Annotated in this window: 12 protein-coding genes; 6 read left to right on the top strand and 6 right to left on the bottom strand. The window is 65.7% G+C overall.

The window, feature by feature from the left end; genetic code table 11:
- Positions 1–165: 165 nt before the first annotated feature.
- Positions 166–2,487, top strand: coding sequence for a sensor histidine kinase (locus tag HU230_RS06280; protein WP_176532445.1), 2,322 nt, complete (start codon positions 166–168; stop codon positions 2,485–2,487).
- A gap of 8 nt (positions 2,488–2,495) precedes the next feature.
- Here the strand turns inward: HU230_RS06280 and mdoH are convergent, their stop codons facing one another.
- The 3 genes from mdoH to HU230_RS06265 form a co-directional block, all read right to left on the bottom strand.
- Positions 2,496–4,613, bottom strand: coding sequence for a glucans biosynthesis glucosyltransferase MdoH (mdoH, locus tag HU230_RS06275; RefSeq protein WP_176532446.1), 2,118 nt, complete (start codon positions 4,611–4,613; stop codon positions 2,496–2,498).
- Positions 4,601–6,082, bottom strand: coding sequence for a glucan biosynthesis protein G (locus HU230_RS06270; protein WP_420840846.1), 1,482 nt, complete (start codon positions 6,080–6,082; stop codon positions 4,601–4,603). Before HU230_RS06270 ends, mdoH begins: the two co-directional genes overlap by 13 nt.
- Positions 6,083–6,331: 249 nt before the next feature.
- Positions 6,332–7,228 (bottom strand): LysR family transcriptional regulator, encoded by an 897-nt coding sequence (locus HU230_RS06265; RefSeq protein WP_176532448.1) that lies wholly within the window; start codon positions 7,226–7,228, stop codon positions 6,332–6,334.
- 256 nt (positions 7,229–7,484) lie between these two features.
- Between HU230_RS06265 and HU230_RS06260 the strand changes: the two genes are divergently transcribed.
- The 5 genes from HU230_RS06260 to HU230_RS06240 are packed head-to-tail and all read left to right on the top strand — an operon-like array spanning position 7,485 to position 13,459.
- Positions 7,485–7,961, top strand: a complete 477-nt coding sequence (locus HU230_RS06260) for a formate dehydrogenase subunit gamma (protein WP_176532449.1) — start codon at positions 7,485–7,487, stop codon at positions 7,959–7,961.
- Positions 7,958–9,526: an NADH-ubiquinone oxidoreductase-F iron-sulfur binding region domain-containing protein gene (locus HU230_RS06255; RefSeq protein ID WP_176532450.1), complete on the top strand. Its 1,569-nt coding sequence runs from the start codon at positions 7,958–7,960 to the stop codon at positions 9,524–9,526. Before HU230_RS06260 ends, HU230_RS06255 begins: the two co-directional genes overlap by 4 nt.
- Before the next feature lie 12 nt (positions 9,527–9,538).
- Entirely contained in the window at positions 9,539–12,415 is a 2,877-nt protein-coding gene (fdhF, locus tag HU230_RS06250) for a formate dehydrogenase subunit alpha (RefSeq protein WP_176532451.1), read from the top strand.
- A 2-nt stretch (positions 12,416–12,417) separates the two neighbouring features.
- Positions 12,418–13,254, top strand: coding sequence for a formate dehydrogenase accessory sulfurtransferase FdhD (fdhD, locus tag HU230_RS06245; RefSeq protein ID WP_176532452.1), 837 nt, complete (start codon positions 12,418–12,420; stop codon positions 13,252–13,254).
- Positions 13,238–13,459, top strand: a complete 222-nt coding sequence (locus HU230_RS06240; RefSeq protein ID WP_176532453.1) for a formate dehydrogenase subunit delta — start codon at positions 13,238–13,240, stop codon at positions 13,457–13,459. The genes fdhD and HU230_RS06240 overlap by 17 nt, the downstream gene beginning before the upstream one ends.
- Before the next feature lie 140 nt (positions 13,460–13,599).
- On the opposite strand, the gene HU230_RS06235 is transcribed toward HU230_RS06240, so the two are convergent.
- From HU230_RS06235 to HU230_RS06225, 3 genes are read right to left on the bottom strand one after another with little or no spacing between them, the layout of a single operon-like run.
- The gene (locus HU230_RS06235; protein ID WP_176532454.1) at positions 13,600–16,563 is read right to left on the bottom strand and encodes a bifunctional [glutamine synthetase] adenylyltransferase/[glutamine synthetase]-adenylyl-L-tyrosine phosphorylase; all 2,964 of its coding nucleotides are present in this window, start codon (positions 16,561–16,563) and stop codon (positions 13,600–13,602) included.
- Entirely contained in the window at positions 16,560–18,014 is a 1,455-nt protein-coding gene (locus HU230_RS06230) for a sensor histidine kinase (RefSeq protein WP_176532455.1), read from the bottom strand. The genes HU230_RS06235 and HU230_RS06230 overlap by 4 nt, the downstream gene beginning before the upstream one ends.
- A gap of 3 nt (positions 18,015–18,017) precedes the next feature.
- On the bottom strand, positions 18,018–18,698 hold the full coding sequence (locus HU230_RS06225) for a response regulator transcription factor (protein WP_173643086.1): 681 nt from the start codon (positions 18,696–18,698) through the stop codon (positions 18,018–18,020).
- Positions 18,699–18,894 lie beyond the last annotated feature (196 nt).

Genomic DNA, 18,894 nt, shown 5'->3' with positions numbered 1-18,894 from the left:
TCACTTTGCGCCCGGCGATTCTCTCTTGGACAAGATTTTTTTCGCATTAACGAATCGTTGACTCTCGACAGCCCGGGAAATCTGGATTCAAATCATCATGATTCGGATGCGACGTGGGGAGCATCCGAACATGGTAAAAAATCAGCTTAGATGGGGGTCTAAGGCATGGCGCGCGCGCATGCAGCGAACGCTTGCGTCCAATCCGATTCGATCAAGGGATTGGCGCAGTCGATCGCGAAACCGGCCTATCACAGGCTCTTGACGGCCGAGCCTGCACTGCGCCGCGCTGTCCCTACGCTGATCATCGCCTTCCTCATCACCATCTGCCTCGGCGCCTTCGTCCAGGTGATCGACCAGAACCGGCAGAAGCGCGGCGCGATGAAGCGCGACCTGGCCGCGCTCTCCGACATCCTCGCCGAGCGTCTCGACCGCCTGACCTCGGTTCGGCGCGACCGGCTCGCCAATATCGAGCAGATGCAGGAGCTGCTGCCCGACCTGATCCCGTCCTGGGGCATCGCCGATGGCCGCCACGTCATCATCACCGGCGCCGATCACCGCGTGCTGGCCCGCGTGCCGATCGACGGCGCCGGCGAGAACGACCGCGTCCTCGACATCGTCTCCACCGCGCAGCTGCTGGTCGCACCGGGCCAACAGGGCGCGGTCAGCGACATGACGTTGCCGGGCGGCACCGGCGCGCTGGCGATCTCGCAGCTCGTCAAGTCGCTGCCCGGCCAGGTCGTCGTCATCCAGGAGATGAACGAGCCGATCTGGGGATCGGACGCCGCGCTCTCGGTGACGCTGTCGGCGACCACGAGCTTCGTGGTGCTGATCCTCGGCTTCGCCTTCCACTGGCAATCGACCCGCGCCCGCGAGGGCGACCTGATCAACGACGCCGTGCGCGGCCGGATCGACACCGCGCTCAATCGCGGCCGCTGCGGATTGTGGGACTGGGACCTGTCGCGCGGCAGGATCTTCTGGTCGCAGTCGATGTTCACCCTGCTCGGCCTCGATACCCGCAACGACCTCCTCACCTTCGGCGAGGTCAACGCGCTGGTGAACTCCGACGACATCAACCTGTTCGACATCGCCGAGCAGCTGATCTCGGGCAAGATCGATCACATCGACCAGAGCTTCCGCATGCGACATGTCGGCGGCCACTGGATCTGGCTGCGCGTCCGCTGCGAGCTCAGCCACGCCGCGGCCGACAGCGGCCTGCATTTGATCGGCATCGCCGTCGACATCACCGAACAGAAGAGCCTCGCCGAGAAGTCGGTGGAAGCCGACCTCCGGCTGCGCGACGCCATCGAGACCATTCCGGAGGCCTTCGTGCTCTGGGACGCCGAGGACCGCCTCGTGCTCTGCAACTCGCACTTCCAGCGGCTGCACAAGCTGCCGGATACCGCGGTGAGCCCCGGCACCTCCTATGAGACCGTGATCGAGGTCGGCAGCATGCCCGAGGTGCGCACCCGCCTGCACGAGAGCGGCGTGCCGGCGCCCGGCGCCCGCACCTTCGAGGCGCAGCTCGACGACGGCAGCTGGCTGCATATCAGCGAACGCCGCACTAAGGACGGCGGCTATGTCTCGGTCGGCACCGACATCACCCGCATCAAGGCGCACGAGCAGAAGCTGGTTGACAACGACCTGCGCCTGCGCGCCACCGTGATCGACCTGCAGCGCTCGCAATCCGAGCTGGAGCGGCAGGCCGTCGAGCTCGCCGACCTCGCCGAAAAGTATTCGCAGGAAAAGACCCGCGCCGAGGACGCCAACGCCGCGAAGTCGAAGTTCCTCGCCAATATGAGCCATGAGCTGCGCACGCCGCTCAACGCCATCATCGGCTTCTCCGAGATCATGGGCAGCGGCCTGTTCGGGACGCTCGGCTCGGACAAGTACGCGGAGTACTGCCACGACATCCTGACCTCGGGGAAATACCTGCTCGAGGTCATCAACGACATTCTCGACATGTCGAAGATCGAGGCCGGCCGCATGAAGTTCGACATGGAGCCGCTCGACCTCTCCGGCATCCTCGCCGAGTCGCTGCGGGTGGTCTCCGGCCGCGCCGAGCACAAGGGCCTGTCGCTGGAATCGGATATCGAAAGCACGATCTCGGTCGTCGCCGACCGCCGCGCGGTCAAGCAGATCATTGTCAACCTGCTCTCCAACGCCGTGAAGTTCACGCCCGACAACGGCCGCGTGCTGGTGCGCGGTCAGATGCTGGATGACTCGATCGTGCTCCTGATCGCCGACAGCGGCATCGGCATCGCGCCGGAATCGCTGCGGCGGCTCGGCAAGCCGTTCGAGCAGGTCGAGAGCCAGCTCACCAAGAGCTACCAGGGCTCGGGCCTCGGACTTGCGATCGCCCGTTCGCTCACCAACCTGCATGGCGGCTCGATGAAGCTGCGCTCCAGGCTCGGCGTCGGCACCGTCGTCCGCGTCACCCTGCCCCGCGATCCGCGTAGCTTGCGGGCGAAGCTGCAAGAGGCGGCTTAGGCCCCACCCTACTTCGCAAGCACGCCTTCCAGCAGGACGGAATCGCCGAGGACGGCAAGCGTCTCGCGCGGAGTGAGATGCTCGACCGCCTCGTCGAAGCTCCCGCTCGCCTCGATCCGCGCGCGTGCCATCGCGAGGTCAGGATCGATCTCGCCTGGACCGCGGCGCCTCGTCGGCGTTAGCGACGCGAGATGACGATGCAGCAAGTCGGAATCCTGCCGGAGCATTGCGAGCGCAGGGGCCGAGGCGTGGGCGGGCGACAACGCCAGCTCGTTGGCACGCACCAGCACGCTCGGCGGCCCGACCTCCTCCGGGGTCATGAACAACGCACGCAGCGCAGGCTTGGCAGTCCAGGCGCCGATCGGGATTGCAAACAAGAGACCGACGATCACCGGCGACATCCACAGCAGCAGCGGCAGTGACACCGCATAGGCGCTCGCCGCCATCGCGACACCGCAGGCGGTCGGGACGCCGTATTTCCGATAGAGCTCCCGTCGCTCGACCTCGCCGTCGTCGCGCCGCTGCGTCTGCCAGCCCGCATCCCGCCCGAGCAGGATCTCGATGACGGCGATCGACTGGAATACCATCATGACCGGTGCGATCATCGCGGATATCAGCACCTCGGCGATGACACCTGCCAGCGCCCGGAAGCCGCCGCCGAATTGCCGGCGGACATCCGAGCGCGCCAGCAACAGGATGAAGCCGAGCAGCTTCGGCACGATCAGCAGCGCCATAGTGAGGCCAAAGACCCAGGCGGCGAGCACCGGGTCCTGCGCCGGCCAGTTCGGGAACAGCGAGAAGCCCTTCGGAAAATACTCGGGGCGAATGAAGCGCGCCTGTAACGAGATCAGAATTCCGAGCAGCAGGAACGCAAGCCACATCGGCGCGGTGATGTAGGAGCCGATCCCCGCCATGAAATGCAGCCGCGAAATCCAGTGCAGCCGGCGCGTCGTCAGCACCGCGAGATGCTGCAGATTGCCCTGACACCAGCGGCGGTCGCGGGCGGCAAAATCCAGCAGCGACGGCGGCACCTCCTCGTAGCTGCCGCCGAGCATCGGGGCCATGTAGATGCCCCAGCCGGCGCGCCGCATCAGCGCTGCCTCGACAAAATCGTGGCTCAGGATATGTCCGCCGAACGGCTTGCGTCCGGACAGTTCAGGCAGGCCCGCCTGCTCGGCAAAGGCCTGGATCCGTATGATGGCATTGTGTCCCCAGTAATTGCCCTCGGAGCCGTGCCACCACGCGACACCGGCGGCGACCATCGGTCCGTACAGACGGCCGGCAAATTGCTGCAACCGGCTGAACAGGCTGCGCGCGTTGACGATGACCGGCAGCGTCTGCAGCAGCGCCGCCTGCGGATTGGTCTCCATGGCGTAAACCATCCGCACCATGGTATCACCCGACATCAGGCTGTCGGCGTCGAGCACGATCATGAACCGGTAGGCGCCGCCAAACCGCGTGATCCACTCGCCGAGATTGCCGGCCTTCCGCGCCGTATTGTCGGCGCGATGCCGGTAGTAGAGCCTCCCGCCGCAGGCATCGCTGAGCGCCAGGAACGCCTGTTCCTCGGCGATCCAGATATCGGGATCGCGCGTGTCACTGAGCACGAACCAGTCGAAGCTTCCGCCCTGCCCGGTCGCTTCGATGGATTCGTATATCGCGCGCAGGCGCGCCATCAATTGATGCGGATTCTCGTTGTAGGTCGGGAGCAGGACCGCGGTCCGGCTCGCGAGCCGCGGCAACGGACCATCGTCGCGGATCGGCAAGGCATTCCCGTTGCGCCGAAGCAGCACGAAGAAGCCGGCCAGCCCCGAGGCAAACGAGAACGCGATCCATGCGAGCAGTGCGACGAACAGCGCCAGCACCATCCATTCCATGATCGTCACGCCGCCGACCTGGACCACCATGTACATCTCGTAGGCGCCCGCGCCGGTCAGCGCCGCCGTCAGCACCAGGATGAAGGCGCGGCGCATCAACATGCCCGCACCGACCGATACCGGCTTGCTCACCGCGCGCGGCGGCTGGCCGAGATCGGCCGCCGACATCGCAAGCGGGCTCTCGCGCGGCAGGAAGCCACCGGCCGTTGCCGCGACGTCGGGACGAGACGACGTGACTATGGCGCCCATCGATAGACCCAGATCTCCGAGAGCGGCTTGTCATCCTGCGCCAGATGGGCACGCAGCTCGACCGGATCCTTCTTGACGGCGCATTGGAAGCTGAGCCGCCACCCGCCGGTATTCGGGTTCGGCTGCGTGACGATGTTCGTGATCTCGGCCTTCTCCGCCGTCACGACGCCCTTGATGCTGGCGGGATCGATTCCCTTCAGATTGTCGCCGAACAGGTCGAGCACGAACAGCTTGCTGTTCTCGCCATGCGCGCCGATGCCGCTGCGCGTGAAGCGCGCCAGCGAATGCGGCTTCGGCGCGTCAGGTCCCCAATGCAGTCGATAGGTCAGGTTGGTCTCGCTCTTGGCCTTGAGCGGCGCCTTCGGCCGCCAGAATGCGGCGATGTTGTCGTGGATCTCTTCCTTGGTCGGAATCTCGAACAGGATGACCGCGCCCTCGCCCCAGTCGCCGATCGGCTCGACCCACAGGCTCGGACGCTTCTCGAAGCTCGATTCGATGTCCTGATAGGCGAAGAAATTCTTCTCCCGCTGCATCAGCCCGAAGCCGTGCGGATTGATGTCCTGGAACGTGCTGATCTGGAGGTCGCGCGGATTGCTCAGCGGACGCCACAGGGATTCGCCCTTGCCGTTGTAGATCGCAAGCCCGTCGGAATCATGCACCGACGGCCGGAAGTCATCGACCTCGTTGCGATCATTGGGCCCGAAGAAGAACATGCTGGTCATCGGCGCAAGGCCGGCATGCTCGAGATCGGCACGCGGATACAGCGTGGCCTCGACATCGAACACCGTCGTCTTGCCCGGCCTGATCGTAAAACGATAGCTCGCCGCGCAGCTCTTGCTGTCGAGCAAGGCATGAATCACCAGCGAGGTCGCGTTGGGCACCGGACGCTCGAGCCAGAACGCCTTGAAGAACGGAAACTCCTCGCCCTTCGCCTCGCCGGTATCGATCGACAGGCCGCGCGCCGACAGGCCATAGGTCTCATCCTTGGCGACTGCGCGGAAATAGCTCGCTCCGAGGAAGACGCAGACCTCGTCGTAATAGTCCGGCTTGTTGATCGGCGCGTGGATCCGAAATCCGGCAAAGCCGAGCTCGGTCTCGGTGAACGCAGGCACGGTCTCACCGAACGAAAACATGTCCTTGCTGTATTTGACCTCGCTGACCTTGCCATCCGCGACCTCAAAGATCTTGACCTTGTTCTTGTAGAAGAAGCCGCGGTGGAAGAACTGAGCTTCGAACGGCAGTTTCTGGCCGTGCCACAACGCGCGCTCCGGCACGAAGCGGATCGAGCGGTACTGATCGTAGTTCAGGTCCGTCAGGCCATTCGGTAACTTCTCGTCCGGCGCCTCGAAGGACTTGCTGGCGAGATTGCGGGCAAGCTCCCTCACCATCGACGCGTTGAAAGGTGCGTCCGGCGTGTTCCCTGCGGCTGCGGCCTCCCGCTGCGGCAAGAGCATCAGTGCCGGCAACATGGCTGATCCGTGGAGTAACTGGCGACGATTCAAAGCAGCTCCTGCTTGCTGACCGGGACGCCGCAATGAAACCGCCGAACCGTCTGTGAGTTCCATTGTTGCTGCGTGCAACAGAAGATTGCCCCGGGTTGGGTACCAGGACTTGCTTCAAGGCAAGGAGACAACGCGCAATTGCTTTCTGGCGCATCATGCCAGGCAATAGTGGAGCATAAGATCGTTGGAGGAAGACCCGCGGCTGATTACTGAGAGCTACGCGCTCTCCAGCTTCGGCGCGACCTCGCGTGCGACCTGCACCAGGGCTGCGATCAAGGGTGTCATCGGATCACGCTGCGGGATCACCAGGCCGATGCTGTAGTCCACCACTGGATCGACGATCGGAATGCTGCGCACGGCATCGGCAAGGCCGAGCGTCTCGGCAAGCTTGGCCGGCATCACGCTGGCCCAGCGTCCGGTCTTCACATGGGTGTAGAGCACGAGCAGTGAATTCGATGTCAGCGACGGCGTCGCCTCCGCACCGACCGAGGTCAGCGCGCGATCGATGATACGGCGGTTCTGCATGTCGGGCGTGAGCAGGCACAGCGGCACGGTGCCGACTTCCTTCCACGTCACCTGCTTGCGGTCGCCGAACATCGCATCCGGCGCCGTCAGCAGACGATAGCTCTCGTTGTAGAGCGGGATGGTGCGGACCTTGCCGATCGGCTCGTTCTCGATGTAGGTCAGCCCGGCATCGACCTCGAGATTTTCGAGCAGGCCGAGCACGTCGGCGGACGTGCAGGACTGGATGCGAAACCGCACATCGGGATGGCGCGCCCGGTACGGCGTGGTGAGCGAGGCCACCATGCCGAGCGCCGTCGGGATCGCCGCGATCCGGATCTCGCCCGACAGCTTGTCCTTGAGGCTGTTGATCTCCTGCTTCATCGCCCGCGTGTCGCCGACAATGCGCCGCGCCCAGTCCAGCGTCCGTTCGCCCTCCGGCGTGAAACCCTGAAACCGCGATCCGCGCTGCACCAGCATGACGCCGAGGATCTCCTCGAGCTGCTTGAGACTGGTCGACATGGTTGGCTGGGTGACCCCGCAGGCCTCCGCAGCGCGGCCGAAATGCCGTTCCTTGGCCAGCGCCAGCAGAAGTTCCAGCTTGTCGATCAAGGTTCAAACTCCTTCGGAAAACGGCGCCCCCAATGGCGGCCCGATGTGCCCATAGGTAGCACGATCGGGGTGCGATCCCGAAATCCAAAGCGTCCCGGAAGTCCGTGATTCAAGAACATTATTGCGATCCCGGATCGGCCCATTCGGCATCGCTATTAATCGCGTTTCGCAATCGCCGCATGAGACAGCTTTATTGATGTTTCGAAGGATTCCAATTCTCATGTGCAAAGCAAAAAACTGATCGTGAGAAGCGCTGATGACGTTGGGATACGAACCTTGGGACAAGGCGCGCGGCGCGGAGATCATCGCCGAGCATGCCGGGCTTGAAGGCGCCACGCTGGTAATCCTGCACGCGCTGCAGGAAGCCTTCGGCTACGTGCCGGAGCCCGCGATCCCGATGGTGGCGGAGGCGCTCAATCTGTCCCGCGCCGAGGTGCACGGCGTGTTCACCTTCTACCATGACTTCCGCAAACAACCGGCCGGACGCCACGTCCTCAAGCTCTGCCGTGCCGAGGCCTGCCAAGCTGCCGGCGGCGACCGGCTTGCGGCGCGCGCGGAGGCTAAGCTCGGCGTTTCCATGGGGAATACCACGGCGGACGAGCGCGTAACGCTTGAGCCGATCTACTGCCTCGGGCTCTGCGCCACCGCACCCTCAGCGATGCTGGATGGCCGACTGGTCGGCCGGCTCGATGAAGCGCGCATCGACGCGCTGGTCGCGGAGGCACAGCGATGACGATGCGAATTTACGTCCCCCGCGATGCCGCGGCCGTCGCTGTCGGCGCCGACGAGGTCGCCCTCGCCTTCGCGCAGGCCGCAGCAGCACGTGGCGCAGCGATCGAGATTGTCAGGAACGGCTCGCGCGGGCTGTGCTGGCTGGAGCCGATGGTCGAGCTTTCGACCACCGAGGGCCGTATCGCGTTCGGCCCGGTGACGCCGGCGGACGTGCCATCCTTGCTCGATGCGATGGCGGGCAACGGCCAGCACGCCCTGCGGCTTGGTGTCACGGATGAGATTCCCTGGCTGAAGCGCCAGACCCGGCTGACCTTCATCCGCTGCGGCGTGGTCGATCCGCGCTCGGTCGACGACTACCGCACTCATGGCGGCTACAAGGGCCTGGAGCGGGCGCTGACGCTGAGCTCCGACCAGATCCTTGCCGACGTCACGACCTCGGGCCTGCGCGGCCGCGGCGGCGCCGGCTTCCCCACCGGCATCAAGTGGAAGACGGTGGCGCAGGCCAGCGCCGACCGCAAATACATCGTCTGCAATGCCGACGAAGGCGACAGCGGCACCTTCGCCGACCGCATGATCATGGAAGGCGACCCCTTCGTCGTGATCGAGGGCATGACGATCGCGGGTATCACGGTAGGCGCGACCAAAGGCTACATCTACATCCGCTCGGAATATCCGCATGCGGTCGAGGCGATGAACGCGGCGATCGTCGCCGCCCGCCGCGCCGGCTTCCTCGGCAAGCGCATCGGCGGCACCAAGCATGAGTTCGATCTCGAGGTCCGCGTCGGCGCCGGCGCCTATGTCTGCGGCGAGGAGACTTCGCTGCTCGAGAGCCTCGAGGGCCGCCGCGGCATCGTGCGGGCCAAGCCGCCGCTGCCCGCGCATAAGGGCCTGTTCGGCCGTCCGAGCGTGATCAACAACGTACTGTCGTTCGCCGCGATCCCCTTCATCCTCGACAACGGCGCCAAGGCCTATGCCGATTTCGGCATGGGCCGCTCGCGCGGCACGATGCCGATCCAGCTCGCCGGCAACGTCAGATATGGCGGCCTGTTCGAGACCGCGTTCGGCGTCACGCTCGGCGAGCTCGTCGACGAGATCGGCGGCGGCACCTTCACCGGACGCGAGGTGCGCGCGGTGCAGGTTGGCGGGCCGCTCGGCGCCTACTTCCCCCGCGCGCTGTTCGACACGCCGTTCGACTATGAGGCGTTCGCCGCGCGCGACGGCCTGATCGGCCATGGCGGCATCGTGGTGTTCGACGACACCGTCGACATGGTCAAGCAGGCGCGCTTCGCGATGGGGTTCTGCGCGGTCGAATCCTGCGGCAAGTGCACGCCGTGCCGGATCGGCTCGACCCGCGGCGTCGAGACCATCAACAAGATCATCAATGGCGAGCGCGTGACGGAAAACCTCGCCGTGATCGAAGACCTCTGCAACACCATGAAGTTCGGCTCGCTCTGCGCGCTTGGCGGCTTCACGCCCTACCCCGTGATGAGCGCACTGAAGCACTTCCGGGAAGATTTTGGCGGAGATTTAGGTCCCGCACCGGCCCGCCTGCAGGCCGCGGAATAACAGGAGATCACGATGTCGCTGATCCAGGAAATCGATTTCGGCACGCCAAAATCCAAATCCGAGGCGATGGTCACGCTGACCATCGACGGGAATCAGATCACGGTGCCCGAGGGCACCTCGATCATGCGCGCGGCGATGGAGGCCGGCACCCAGATTCCAAAGCTCTGCGCGACCGACATGGTCGACGCCTTCGGTTCGTGCCGGCTCTGCCTGGTCGAGATCGAGGGCCGCGCCGGCACGCCCGCCTCCTGCACCACGCCGGTGATGCCGGGGCTCGTCGTGCACACCCAGAGCGAGCGGCTGAAGAAGCTACGCAAGGGTGTAATGGAGCTCTACATCTCCGACCATCCGCTGGACTGCCTGACCTGTGCCGCGAACGGCGACTGCGAATTACAGGACATGGCGGGCGCGGTCGGCCTGCGCGACGTGCGCTACGGTTATGAAGGCGACAACCACGTCTTCGCCAAATCGCACGGCTGCGAAAACGACAACTGGATGCCGAAGGACGAATCGAATCCGTATTTCACCTATGATCCCTCGAAGTGCATCGTCTGCTCGCGCTGCGTCCGCGCCTGCGAGGAAGTGCAAGGCACCTTCGCGCTGACGATCTCCGGCCGCGGCTTCGACAGCCGCGTCTCGCCCGGCATGAACGAGAGCTTCCTCGGCTCCGAATGCGTGTCCTGCGGCGCCTGCGTGCAGGCCTGCCCGACCGCAACGCTGACCGAGAAATCCGTGATCGAGATCGGCCAGCCCGAGCACTCGGTCGTCACCACCTGCGCCTATTGCGGCGTCGGCTGCGCCTTCAAGGCCGAGATGCGCGGCGAGGAAGTGGTGCGCATGGTGCCGTGGAAGGACGGCAAGGCCAACCGCGGCCATTCCTGCGTCAAGGGCCGCTTCGCCTGGGGCTACACCACCCACAAGGAGCGCATCCTGAAGCCGATGATCCGCGAGCGGATCGAGGATCCCTGGCACGAGGTGTCATGGGACGAGGCGTTGAATTTCGCCGCCGCGAAATTCAAGGGCATCCAGCAGAAATACGGCCGCGACTCGGTCGGCGGCATCACCTCATCGCGCTGCACCAACGAAGAGACCTATCTGGTGCAGAAGCTGATCCGCGCCGGCTTCGGCAACAACAATGTCGACACCTGCGCCCGCGTCTGTCATTCGCCAACCGGCTACGGTCTGTCGCAGACCTTCGGCACCTCGGCCGGCACGCAGGATTTCGATTCGGTTGAGGACACTGATGTCGTGCTGATCATCGGCGCCAATCCGGCCTCGGCTCATCCGGTGTTCGCCTCGCGGCTGAAGAAGCGGTTGCGCCAGGGCGCCAAGCTGATCGTGATCGATCCGCGCCGCACCGAGATGGTGGAATCGCCGCATGTGAAGGCGCTGCATCTGCCGCTGATGCCCGGCACCAATGTCGCGGTGCTTACCGCACTCGCCCATGTCATCGTCACCGAAGGGCTCGTCGACGAAGCTTTCGTGCGCGAGCGCTGCGACTGGAGCGAATTCCAGGACTGGGCGGCTTTCGTCGCCGATCCCAAGCACAGCCCGGAAGCCACTGCGATCATGACCGGCGTAGATCCGAACGCTCTGCGCGAGGCGGCGCGGGTCTATGCCACCGGCGGCAACGGCGCGATCTATTACGGGCTCGGCGTCACCGAGCACAGCCAGGGATCGACCACCGTGATCGCGATCGCCAACCTCGCGATGGTGACCGGCAATATCGGCCGGCCCGGCGTCGGCGTGAACCCGCTGCGCGGCCAGAACAACGTGCAGGGCTCCTGCGACATGGGCTCGTTCCCGCACGAGTTGCCGGGCTACCGCCATATCTCCGGCGACGCGGTGCGCGAGCAGTTCGAGGCGATGTGGAATGTCAAGCTCAACAACGAGCCCGGCCTGCGCATCCCCAACATGTTCGATGCCGCGATCGAGGGCACCTTCATGGGGCTCTACGTGCAGGGCGAGGACATCCTGCAGTCCGACCCGAACACCAAGCATGTGGTGGCGGCGCTGTCGGCGATGGAATGCGTCATCGTCCACGATCTCTTCCTGAACGAGACCGCGAACTACGCCCACGTCTTCCTGCCCGGCTCGACCTTCCTCGAGAAAGACGGTACCTTCACCAACGCCGAACGCCGCATCCAGCGCGTCCGCAAGGTGATGACGCCGCGCAACGGCTATGCCGACTGGGAAGTGACGATCCTGCTCGCCAAGGCGATGGGCTTCGAGATGCACTACAACCATCCGTCGGAAATCATGGACGAGATCGCGGCGCTGACGCCGACCTTCACCGGCGTCTCCTACGCCAGGCTCGACGAGCTCGGCTCGGTGCAGTGGCCCTGCAACGAGAAGGCGCCGGAAGGCACGCCGGTGATGCATATCGGCGGCTTCGTGCGCGGCAAGGGCAAGTTCATCATCACCGAATATATCGCGACCGACGAGCGCACCGGCCCGCGCTACCCGCTGTTGCTCACCACCGGCCGCATCCTCAGCCAGTACAATGTCGGCGCGCAGACCCGCCGCACCGAGAACGTGGTGTGGCACGCCGAGGACCGGCTCGAGATCCATCCGCACGACGCCGAGCAGCGCGGCGTGCGCGACGGCGACTGGGTACGGCTGGCGAGCCGTGCCGGCGAGACCACGCTGCGCGCCGAGATCACCGATCGCGTGGCGCCGGGCGTGGTCTACACCACGTTCCACCACCCCGACACCCAGGCCAACGTCATCACCACCGACTTCTCGGACTGGGCGACCAACTGTCCTGAGTACAAAGTGACCGCCGTGCAGATCTCGCCGTCGAACGGTCCGTCCGATTGGCAGAAGGCCTATGACGAGCAGGCACGCCACTCCCGCCGCATCGCGCCGGTGGTGGAAGCCGCGGAGTAATGATGCGCGAACCTGTCCACAAGGCGATACGGAAGGTCTGGCGCGACGGCGTCTTCAGCGAGGGCGCGCGCCTGATCCCGGAAGAGACGCCGCTGGCGCTCACCTATAACGGCGGCACCTACGCCGTAATGATGGGCTCGCCCGAGGACCTCGGCGATTTCGCGGTCGGATTCAGCCTGAGCGAGGGTATCGTGCAATCGGCCGATGAGATCGAGACCCTCGACATCGTCGAGCTCGACGACGGCATCGAGCTTCGGATGTGGCTCAAGCCTGACAAGGCCGAGCGGATCGCCGAGCGGCGGCGCAACATCGCCGGCCCGACCGGCTGCGGCCTGTGCGGGCTTGATTCCATCAGCGAGGCGGTCCGGCCGGCCGCGGTGGTGCCCGCGGGCCGCGTCTTCGCGCCGCGCGAGATCATGACCGCGGTGGCGGCGGTCCCGCCGCTGCAGGAGATCAACCACCAGACCCGCGCGGTGCACGCCGCCGCGTTCTGGACCGCGGCGCGCGGCATCGTCGCGCTGCGCGAGGATGTCGGCCGTCACAATGCGCTCGACAAGCTCGCCGGCGCGCTGGCCCGCGACAAGGTCGTCGCAAGCGATGGCATCGTGCTGGTGACCAGCCGCGTCTCGGTCGAAATGGTGCAGAAGACCGCCGCGATCGGCGCGCCGCTGATTGCTGCCGTGTCGGCCCCGACCGCGCTTGCGGTACGGATGGCGGATGCCGCCGGCATCACGCTTGCCGCGATCGCCCGCGCCGATGGATTTGAAATCTTTACGCACCCGGAACGCGTCACAGGCGCGGTGCCCGGCAAGGAGTCCGCCTATGTCGTCGTCGCCTGACAAGCTGGTCTATATGGCGAACCAGATCGGAAAGTTCTTCCACAGCCAGGGGCACGACCGTGCGGTGCAGGGCATATCCGAGCACATCTGGAAGTTCTGGGACCCGCGGATGCGCAAGCAGATCTTCGCCCATCTCGACGCCGGCGGCGCCGGTCTCGACCCCGACGTCCGCGATGCCCTGCAGAAGCTGAAGCAGCAGGCGTAGCCAGCCGCCCTGCTCTATCACCGTCACCCTGAGGAGGCCGCGAAGCGGCCGTCTCGAAGGGCGACGGCCCGGCTGGTGGCCGTGCATCCTTCGAGACGCGCTACGCGCTCCTCAGGATGACGGGTCCAACTTCCTTCCTGCTACCCCCCGCCCACGATCGCGTTGAAGACGCGGCGCACTTCACTCTGCGTCTCGCGCAGGCGCGCCTCCAGCGCGGAGAAGTCCGGCGCGTCCCCGGCCCGCGCCATCACGCGCCGCAGATCCTCGCCTGCGGTCTCCGGATTGAACTTGCCGGTGACGCACAGCCGCAGGATCTGCGTCAAATCATGATAGAGCCGCGCCGCCGAGCGCAGGATCTCGGCCTCGGACTGGCCGAGCAGGCCGAGCTTGGCGGCATGCTCCAGCACCTGCAGCGTCGAGACGCTGAGGATCTCCGGCTTCGCTGAGGCGTGCGCGAGCTGCAGATATTGCGCGATGAAGTCGATGTCGACGAGCCCGCCGGCGGCAAGCTTGAGGTCCCAGACATCGTCCTCGCCCTTCTCCAGCGCGATCGCGCGCCGCATGTCGGCAACGTCGGCCGCGGTCGACACTGCATCGCGCGGCCGGGTCAGCACGCTGCGGATGATCGCCTCGATCCTCTCGCGGAACTGCGGTGACGACGAGATCACGCGCGCGCGCGTCAGCGCCATGTGCTCCCAGGTCCAGGCTTCGCGCTCCTGGTAGTCGGAAAACGAATCGATCCGCGAGGCGACCGGGCCGGCCCGCCCCGACGGCCGCAGCCGCATGTCGACCTCATAGAGCACGCCGTAATTGGTCCGGGTCGTGAAGGCGCTGATCAGGCGCTGGGTGAAGCGGGCAAAATACTGCGCGCCGTGCAGCGGACGCTCGCCATCCGAGTCGGGCGCCTCGCTGTCGAAATCGTAGAGCAGGATCAAGTCGAGGTCGGAGGACGCCGTCATCTCGCGGCTGCCGAGCCGGCCCATCGCGACGATCGCGGTCTCCTGCCCCTTGATCCGACCATATTGCGCGGCGAACTGGTCGGTGACGAGACCGTGCACGGTGTGCACGATGCCTTCCGCGACGTCGGCAAAGGCCGTGCTGGCGTGCTGCGCCGACACCGTGCCGGACAGGATCCGCGTGCCGATCAGGAACAGGCTCTCCTGGCCGAACAGCCTCAGACGATCGAGGAAGTCCTCATAGGACGATGCATCCTGGAGCGTGGCGGCAAGCCGCTCCGACAGCTCCTTCTTGTCCGGCATCGCGCCGAAGAAGCGCGGATCGACCAGGCCGTCCATGATCTGCGGCTGCCGCGCCAGCATGTCACCGAGCCGCGGCGCCGCGCCAAGGATCAGCGCCACCAGCGCGACGAAATCGCGGTTCTGGCTCAGCAGCGAGATCAGCCGGCCACCCCGCTGCAGCGCGCCGAGGAAACGGTCGAACGCCGCGACCGCATCGTCAGGCTCCTCGGCATCCGCGAGCCCATCGATCAGGCCAGGAATGAATTCGAGGAACGCCGCCCGCGTCGCCTCCACGCGCAATGCGCGATAATCACCCTTGATCCATTGCTGCACGGTGCCGGCGACCATGACCGGCTTCTTGAAGCCCAGACTGGCGAGATGCTCGATCAGGCGACCGTCTTCGGGGCCTGCCCCGTAATCGACATCCGGCAGCTTCGCGCTCCCGGTCGGATCGTCGCCCTCGAACAGCTTGCCGTAATGGTTCTGCACGATCTTGAACTGGCCAAGCAGGTCCCTGGCGAAGGCCTCGCGATTCTCGTAGCCGAAGAAATGCGCAAAGCGCTCGACCGCTTCCGGCTCCTCGGGCAGCGAATGGGTCTGCTCGTCGGCGATCATCTGCAGCCGGTGCTCGACCCGGCGCAGGAATTCGTAGGCCGTCGTCAGTTCGTCGCGCGCCTCAAAGGTGATCCAGTTGCTGTCGGCGAGGACATTGAGCGCCTCCAGCGTCGGGCGCACCCGCAACTCCGGATGGCGGCCGCCGGCGATCAGCTGCTGGGTCTGGGCGAAGAACTCGATCTCGCGGATGCCGCCGCGGCCGACCTTGACGTTGTGGCCCTCGACCGAGATCTCGCTCTGGCCGCGATAGGTCTGCATCTGCCGCTTCATGTCGTGGACGTCGGCAAGCGCGGCAAAATCCAGATGCTTGCGCCAGACGAACGGCGCGAGCTCCGCGATCAGCGCCTCGCCGGCCTTGGGATCGCCGGCGCAGGGCCGCGCCTTGATCATCGCGGCGCGTTCCCAGGTACGCCCCTCGCGCTCGTAATAATGCAAGGCCGCGTCGGTCGAGATCGCGACCTGGGTCGAGGCCGGGTCCGGACGCAGCCTGAGATCGACCCGGAACACATAGCCCTCGCCCGAGCGCTGCTGCAGCATCCGCGCCATCGCCTGGGTGACGCGGACGAAGAACGGCTGCGGCTCGATATCCTCGGCGAGCGAGGTGGCCGTGCGATCGAAGAACACGATCAGGTCGATGTCGCTGGAATAGTTCAGCTCGCCCGCGCCCATCTTGCCCATCGCAAGCACGATCAGGCCCGAGCCTGCTTCCGGATGCTCAGGATCGACGGCAGTCATGCGGCCGCGGGCGATCTCCTGCAGAAACAAGTATCGCAGCGCCGACTGCACCGAATTCACCGCAATGTCGGTCAGCGCCGCCGTCACCCGCATCACCGGCCAGACGCCGCCGATATCGCACAGCGCGATCATCAGCGCGGCCTCCGCCTTCATGCGGCGAAGCAGAACCATCACGTCGGCCTCGCTGCCGGCGGCGAGCACGTCGCGCGAGGTCGTCTCGATCAGGTTCGCAAGATGCGACTCCGGGTCGCATGACAGGATCCGGATCAGCCGCGCGGCATCAGCCCTCGCGAGCTCGAACAGATAGGGCGAGAACTCGGCAATGCCGCGCAGGATGTCCCGAGCGAACGGGTGCTCCAGCAGCGCCGCGAGCGCAGCCGATTGCGCCGGCTCGAGCTCGGCGAACCAGTCGGTCAGGCGCTGATCGGCGGATACGGGAGCGGCGACACGCGGTCCGTCCGCGAACCGCGCGGCCAGAAGGTGTCGATCCGCGTTTCCCGGCGCGGCGGCATTCATGCCGCCTTCTGTGGCACATCCTGCGTTTGAGCCGCAAGCCTGTCACTGCCGCCCTCCCGCGCCGGCAGCACCAGGGTGGCCACCAGCCCCGGATGGGCATCGCCGAGCCGCAGCTCGCCGCCGTGGAGCGTGGCAACCGCCGAGGCCAGGCTGAGGCCGAGACCGGAACCGGGTAAGGTGCGGCTCGCCTCGAGCCGGACGAAGCGCTCCACCGCGTGCTTGCGGTCACCCTCGGGGATGCCGGGACCGTGGTCGGTGACGCTGAGCAGGACCTGATCACCCTCGCGCCGGGCCTCGATCAGGATCTCCCGCGCATCGGCCTTCATCGGCTCCACGCCCGCTCCGGGCTTGCCATATTTGATGGCGTTCTCGACCAGGTTGGCGACAGCCTGGCTGATCAATTCGCGGTTGCCGTGAATCGGCGCCGGCGCGGTCTTCACCTGCAGCGTCATGCCGTCGTCCTCAGCGAGCGGCTCGTACAGTTCGTGGATGCCGTTGGCGACGTCGGCGCCGTCGAAATCGTCCATGTTGCCACGCGCCTGGCCGGACTCGGCGCGCGCGATCATCAGCAGCGCGTTGAAGGTGCGGATCAAGCCGTCGGACTCCTCGATCGTCCGCTCCAGCGCCGCGCGATAATCGGCCTCGGAGCCCGACCGCGCCAGCGCCTCCTCGGCGCGGTTGCGCAGCCGCGTCAGCGGGGTCTTGAGGTCATGGGCGATGTTGTCGGAGACCTCCTTCAGCCCCGTCATCAGCGCCTCGATGCGCTCCAGCATGACATTGAGATTTTCCGCGAGACGGTCGAGCTCGTCGCCGCTGCGGCCGACCGGCAGCCGGCCGGACAGATCGCCCGCCATGATGCGCTTGGTGGTGCCGGTCATGGCGTCGATCCGGCGCAGCACGCGGCGCGCGACGAAGATACCGCCACCGATGCCGAGCACGACAACGACGAGGATCGACCATTGCGCGGCCTTGGCGACGATGCCGAACAGCCGCCGCCGCTCCTCGAGGTCGCGTCCGACCAGGAGGCGGAAACCGTTATCCATCTCGGTGACCCGCACCAGCGCGCGGTGATCGGTCTTGTCCTGGTCGTCGAACCGGCGATAGGCGGTCTCGCTCCAGCCCTGGACGCTCATCACGCCAGGCGCCAGCGAGCCGACATTGCCGGCCAGCGCCTGCCCGTTCGGCGCCGTCAGGAGATAGAGGTTGGCGCCCGGCCGCAGCGCACGATTGCCCATAGTGGTCAGCAGGCCGTGCAGGCCGCGACGGTTATAGATGGCGGTGATCTCGCCGATCTCGACGTTGACGGTCGTCGTGATCTGCTCGGTGATCAGCCGCCGCGTGTTCCAGGCGAAATAAGCCAGCAGCGAGGCAGCAAACAGCGCGAACAGGAACAGGTAGACCAGCGTCAGCCGAAACGCCGTGGTCCGGATCAGTTTGCCGAAGGCCGTCACGATCTACCTAATGCCATCTCTGATCATATACCCCGCGCCGCGGATGGTATGCAGCAGCGGCCGCTCAAAACCCTTGTCGATCTTGGAGCGCAGCCGCGAGATGTGGACGTCGATGACGTTGGTCTGCGGATCGAAATGATAATCCCAGACGTTTTCGAGCAGCATGGTGCGCGTCACCACCTGGCCTGCGTGCTTCATCAGATATTCGAGCAGGCGGAACTCGCGCGGCTGCAAGGTCAGCTCGTCCTTGCCCCGGGCGACGCGATGCGACAGGCGATCGAGCTCGAGGTCGCCGACCCGGTAGGTGGTCTCCTCGGCCGGCCCGACATTGCGCCGCGACAGCACCTCGACGCGCGCGAGCAGCTCGGCGAAGGAATAGGGTTTTGGCAGATAGTCGTCGCCGCCGGCGCGCAGACCCTTGATGCGGTCGTCGACCTGGCCGAGCGCCGAGAGGATTAGCACCGGCGTCCGGTTGCCCTTGTCGCGCAGGAGGCCGATCAGCGACAGGCCGTCCCGCTTCGGCAACATGCGATCCACCACCAGCACGTCGTAGTCGCCGGTCTCCGCCATCGACAGGCCTTCCTCGCCGTCGGAGGCGAGATCGGCGATATAGCCGACTTCGCGGAATGCCTTGACCAGATAGTCGGCTGACTCGCGGTCGTCTTCGATGATCAGGATGCGCATTTGCGGAGCGGTTGCGGTCACGGGAATGGGCCCTCTGTCAGCATGGCGCGGCCGGCCTGCACATGCAAGACGACCGCGAATATTCCGGATTGTTTGAAAAAAGTGGGCGGTGAAGCTGGGGGACCTCACCGCCCTGAGACCTTCCGACAGAGGGGGGCATATTCCATCGAAAGGCAACATAGGGAGCGAGCAAGGG

This window comes from Bradyrhizobium quebecense (assembly GCF_013373795.3).
GTDB classification, from domain to species: Bacteria; Pseudomonadota; Alphaproteobacteria; order Rhizobiales; family Xanthobacteraceae; genus Bradyrhizobium; species Bradyrhizobium quebecense.
This window is presented reverse-complemented; position numbering and strand designations above follow the sequence as displayed.

Coding starts and splice junctions, on each gene's coding strand:
- HU230_RS06280 (WP_176532445.1), top strand. CDS start 166: ATGGCGCGCGCGCATGCAGCGAACGCTTGCGTCCAATCCGATTCGATC.
- HU230_RS06240 (WP_176532453.1), top strand. CDS start 13,238: ATGTCGTCGTCGCCTGACAAGCTGGTCTATATGGCGAACCAGATCGGA.
- fdhD (WP_176532452.1), top strand. CDS start 12,418: ATGCGCGAACCTGTCCACAAGGCGATACGGAAGGTCTGGCGCGACGGC.
- HU230_RS06260 (WP_176532449.1), top strand. CDS start 7,485: ATGACGTTGGGATACGAACCTTGGGACAAGGCGCGCGGCGCGGAGATC.
- mdoH (WP_176532446.1), bottom strand. CDS start 4,613: ATGGGCGCCATAGTCACGTCGTCTCGTCCCGACGTCGCGGCAACGGCC.
- HU230_RS06255 (WP_176532450.1), top strand. CDS start 7,958: ATGACGATGCGAATTTACGTCCCCCGCGATGCCGCGGCCGTCGCTGTC.
- HU230_RS06235 (WP_176532454.1), bottom strand. CDS start 16,563: ATGAATGCCGCCGCGCCGGGAAACGCGGATCGACACCTTCTGGCCGCG.
- HU230_RS06225 (WP_173643086.1), bottom strand. CDS start 18,698: ATGCGCATCCTGATCATCGAAGACGACCGCGAGTCAGCCGACTATCTG.
- fdhF (WP_176532451.1), top strand. CDS start 9,539: ATGTCGCTGATCCAGGAAATCGATTTCGGCACGCCAAAATCCAAATCC.
- HU230_RS06270 (WP_420840846.1), bottom strand. CDS start 6,082: ATGTTGCCGGCACTGATGCTCTTGCCGCAGCGGGAGGCCGCAGCCGCA.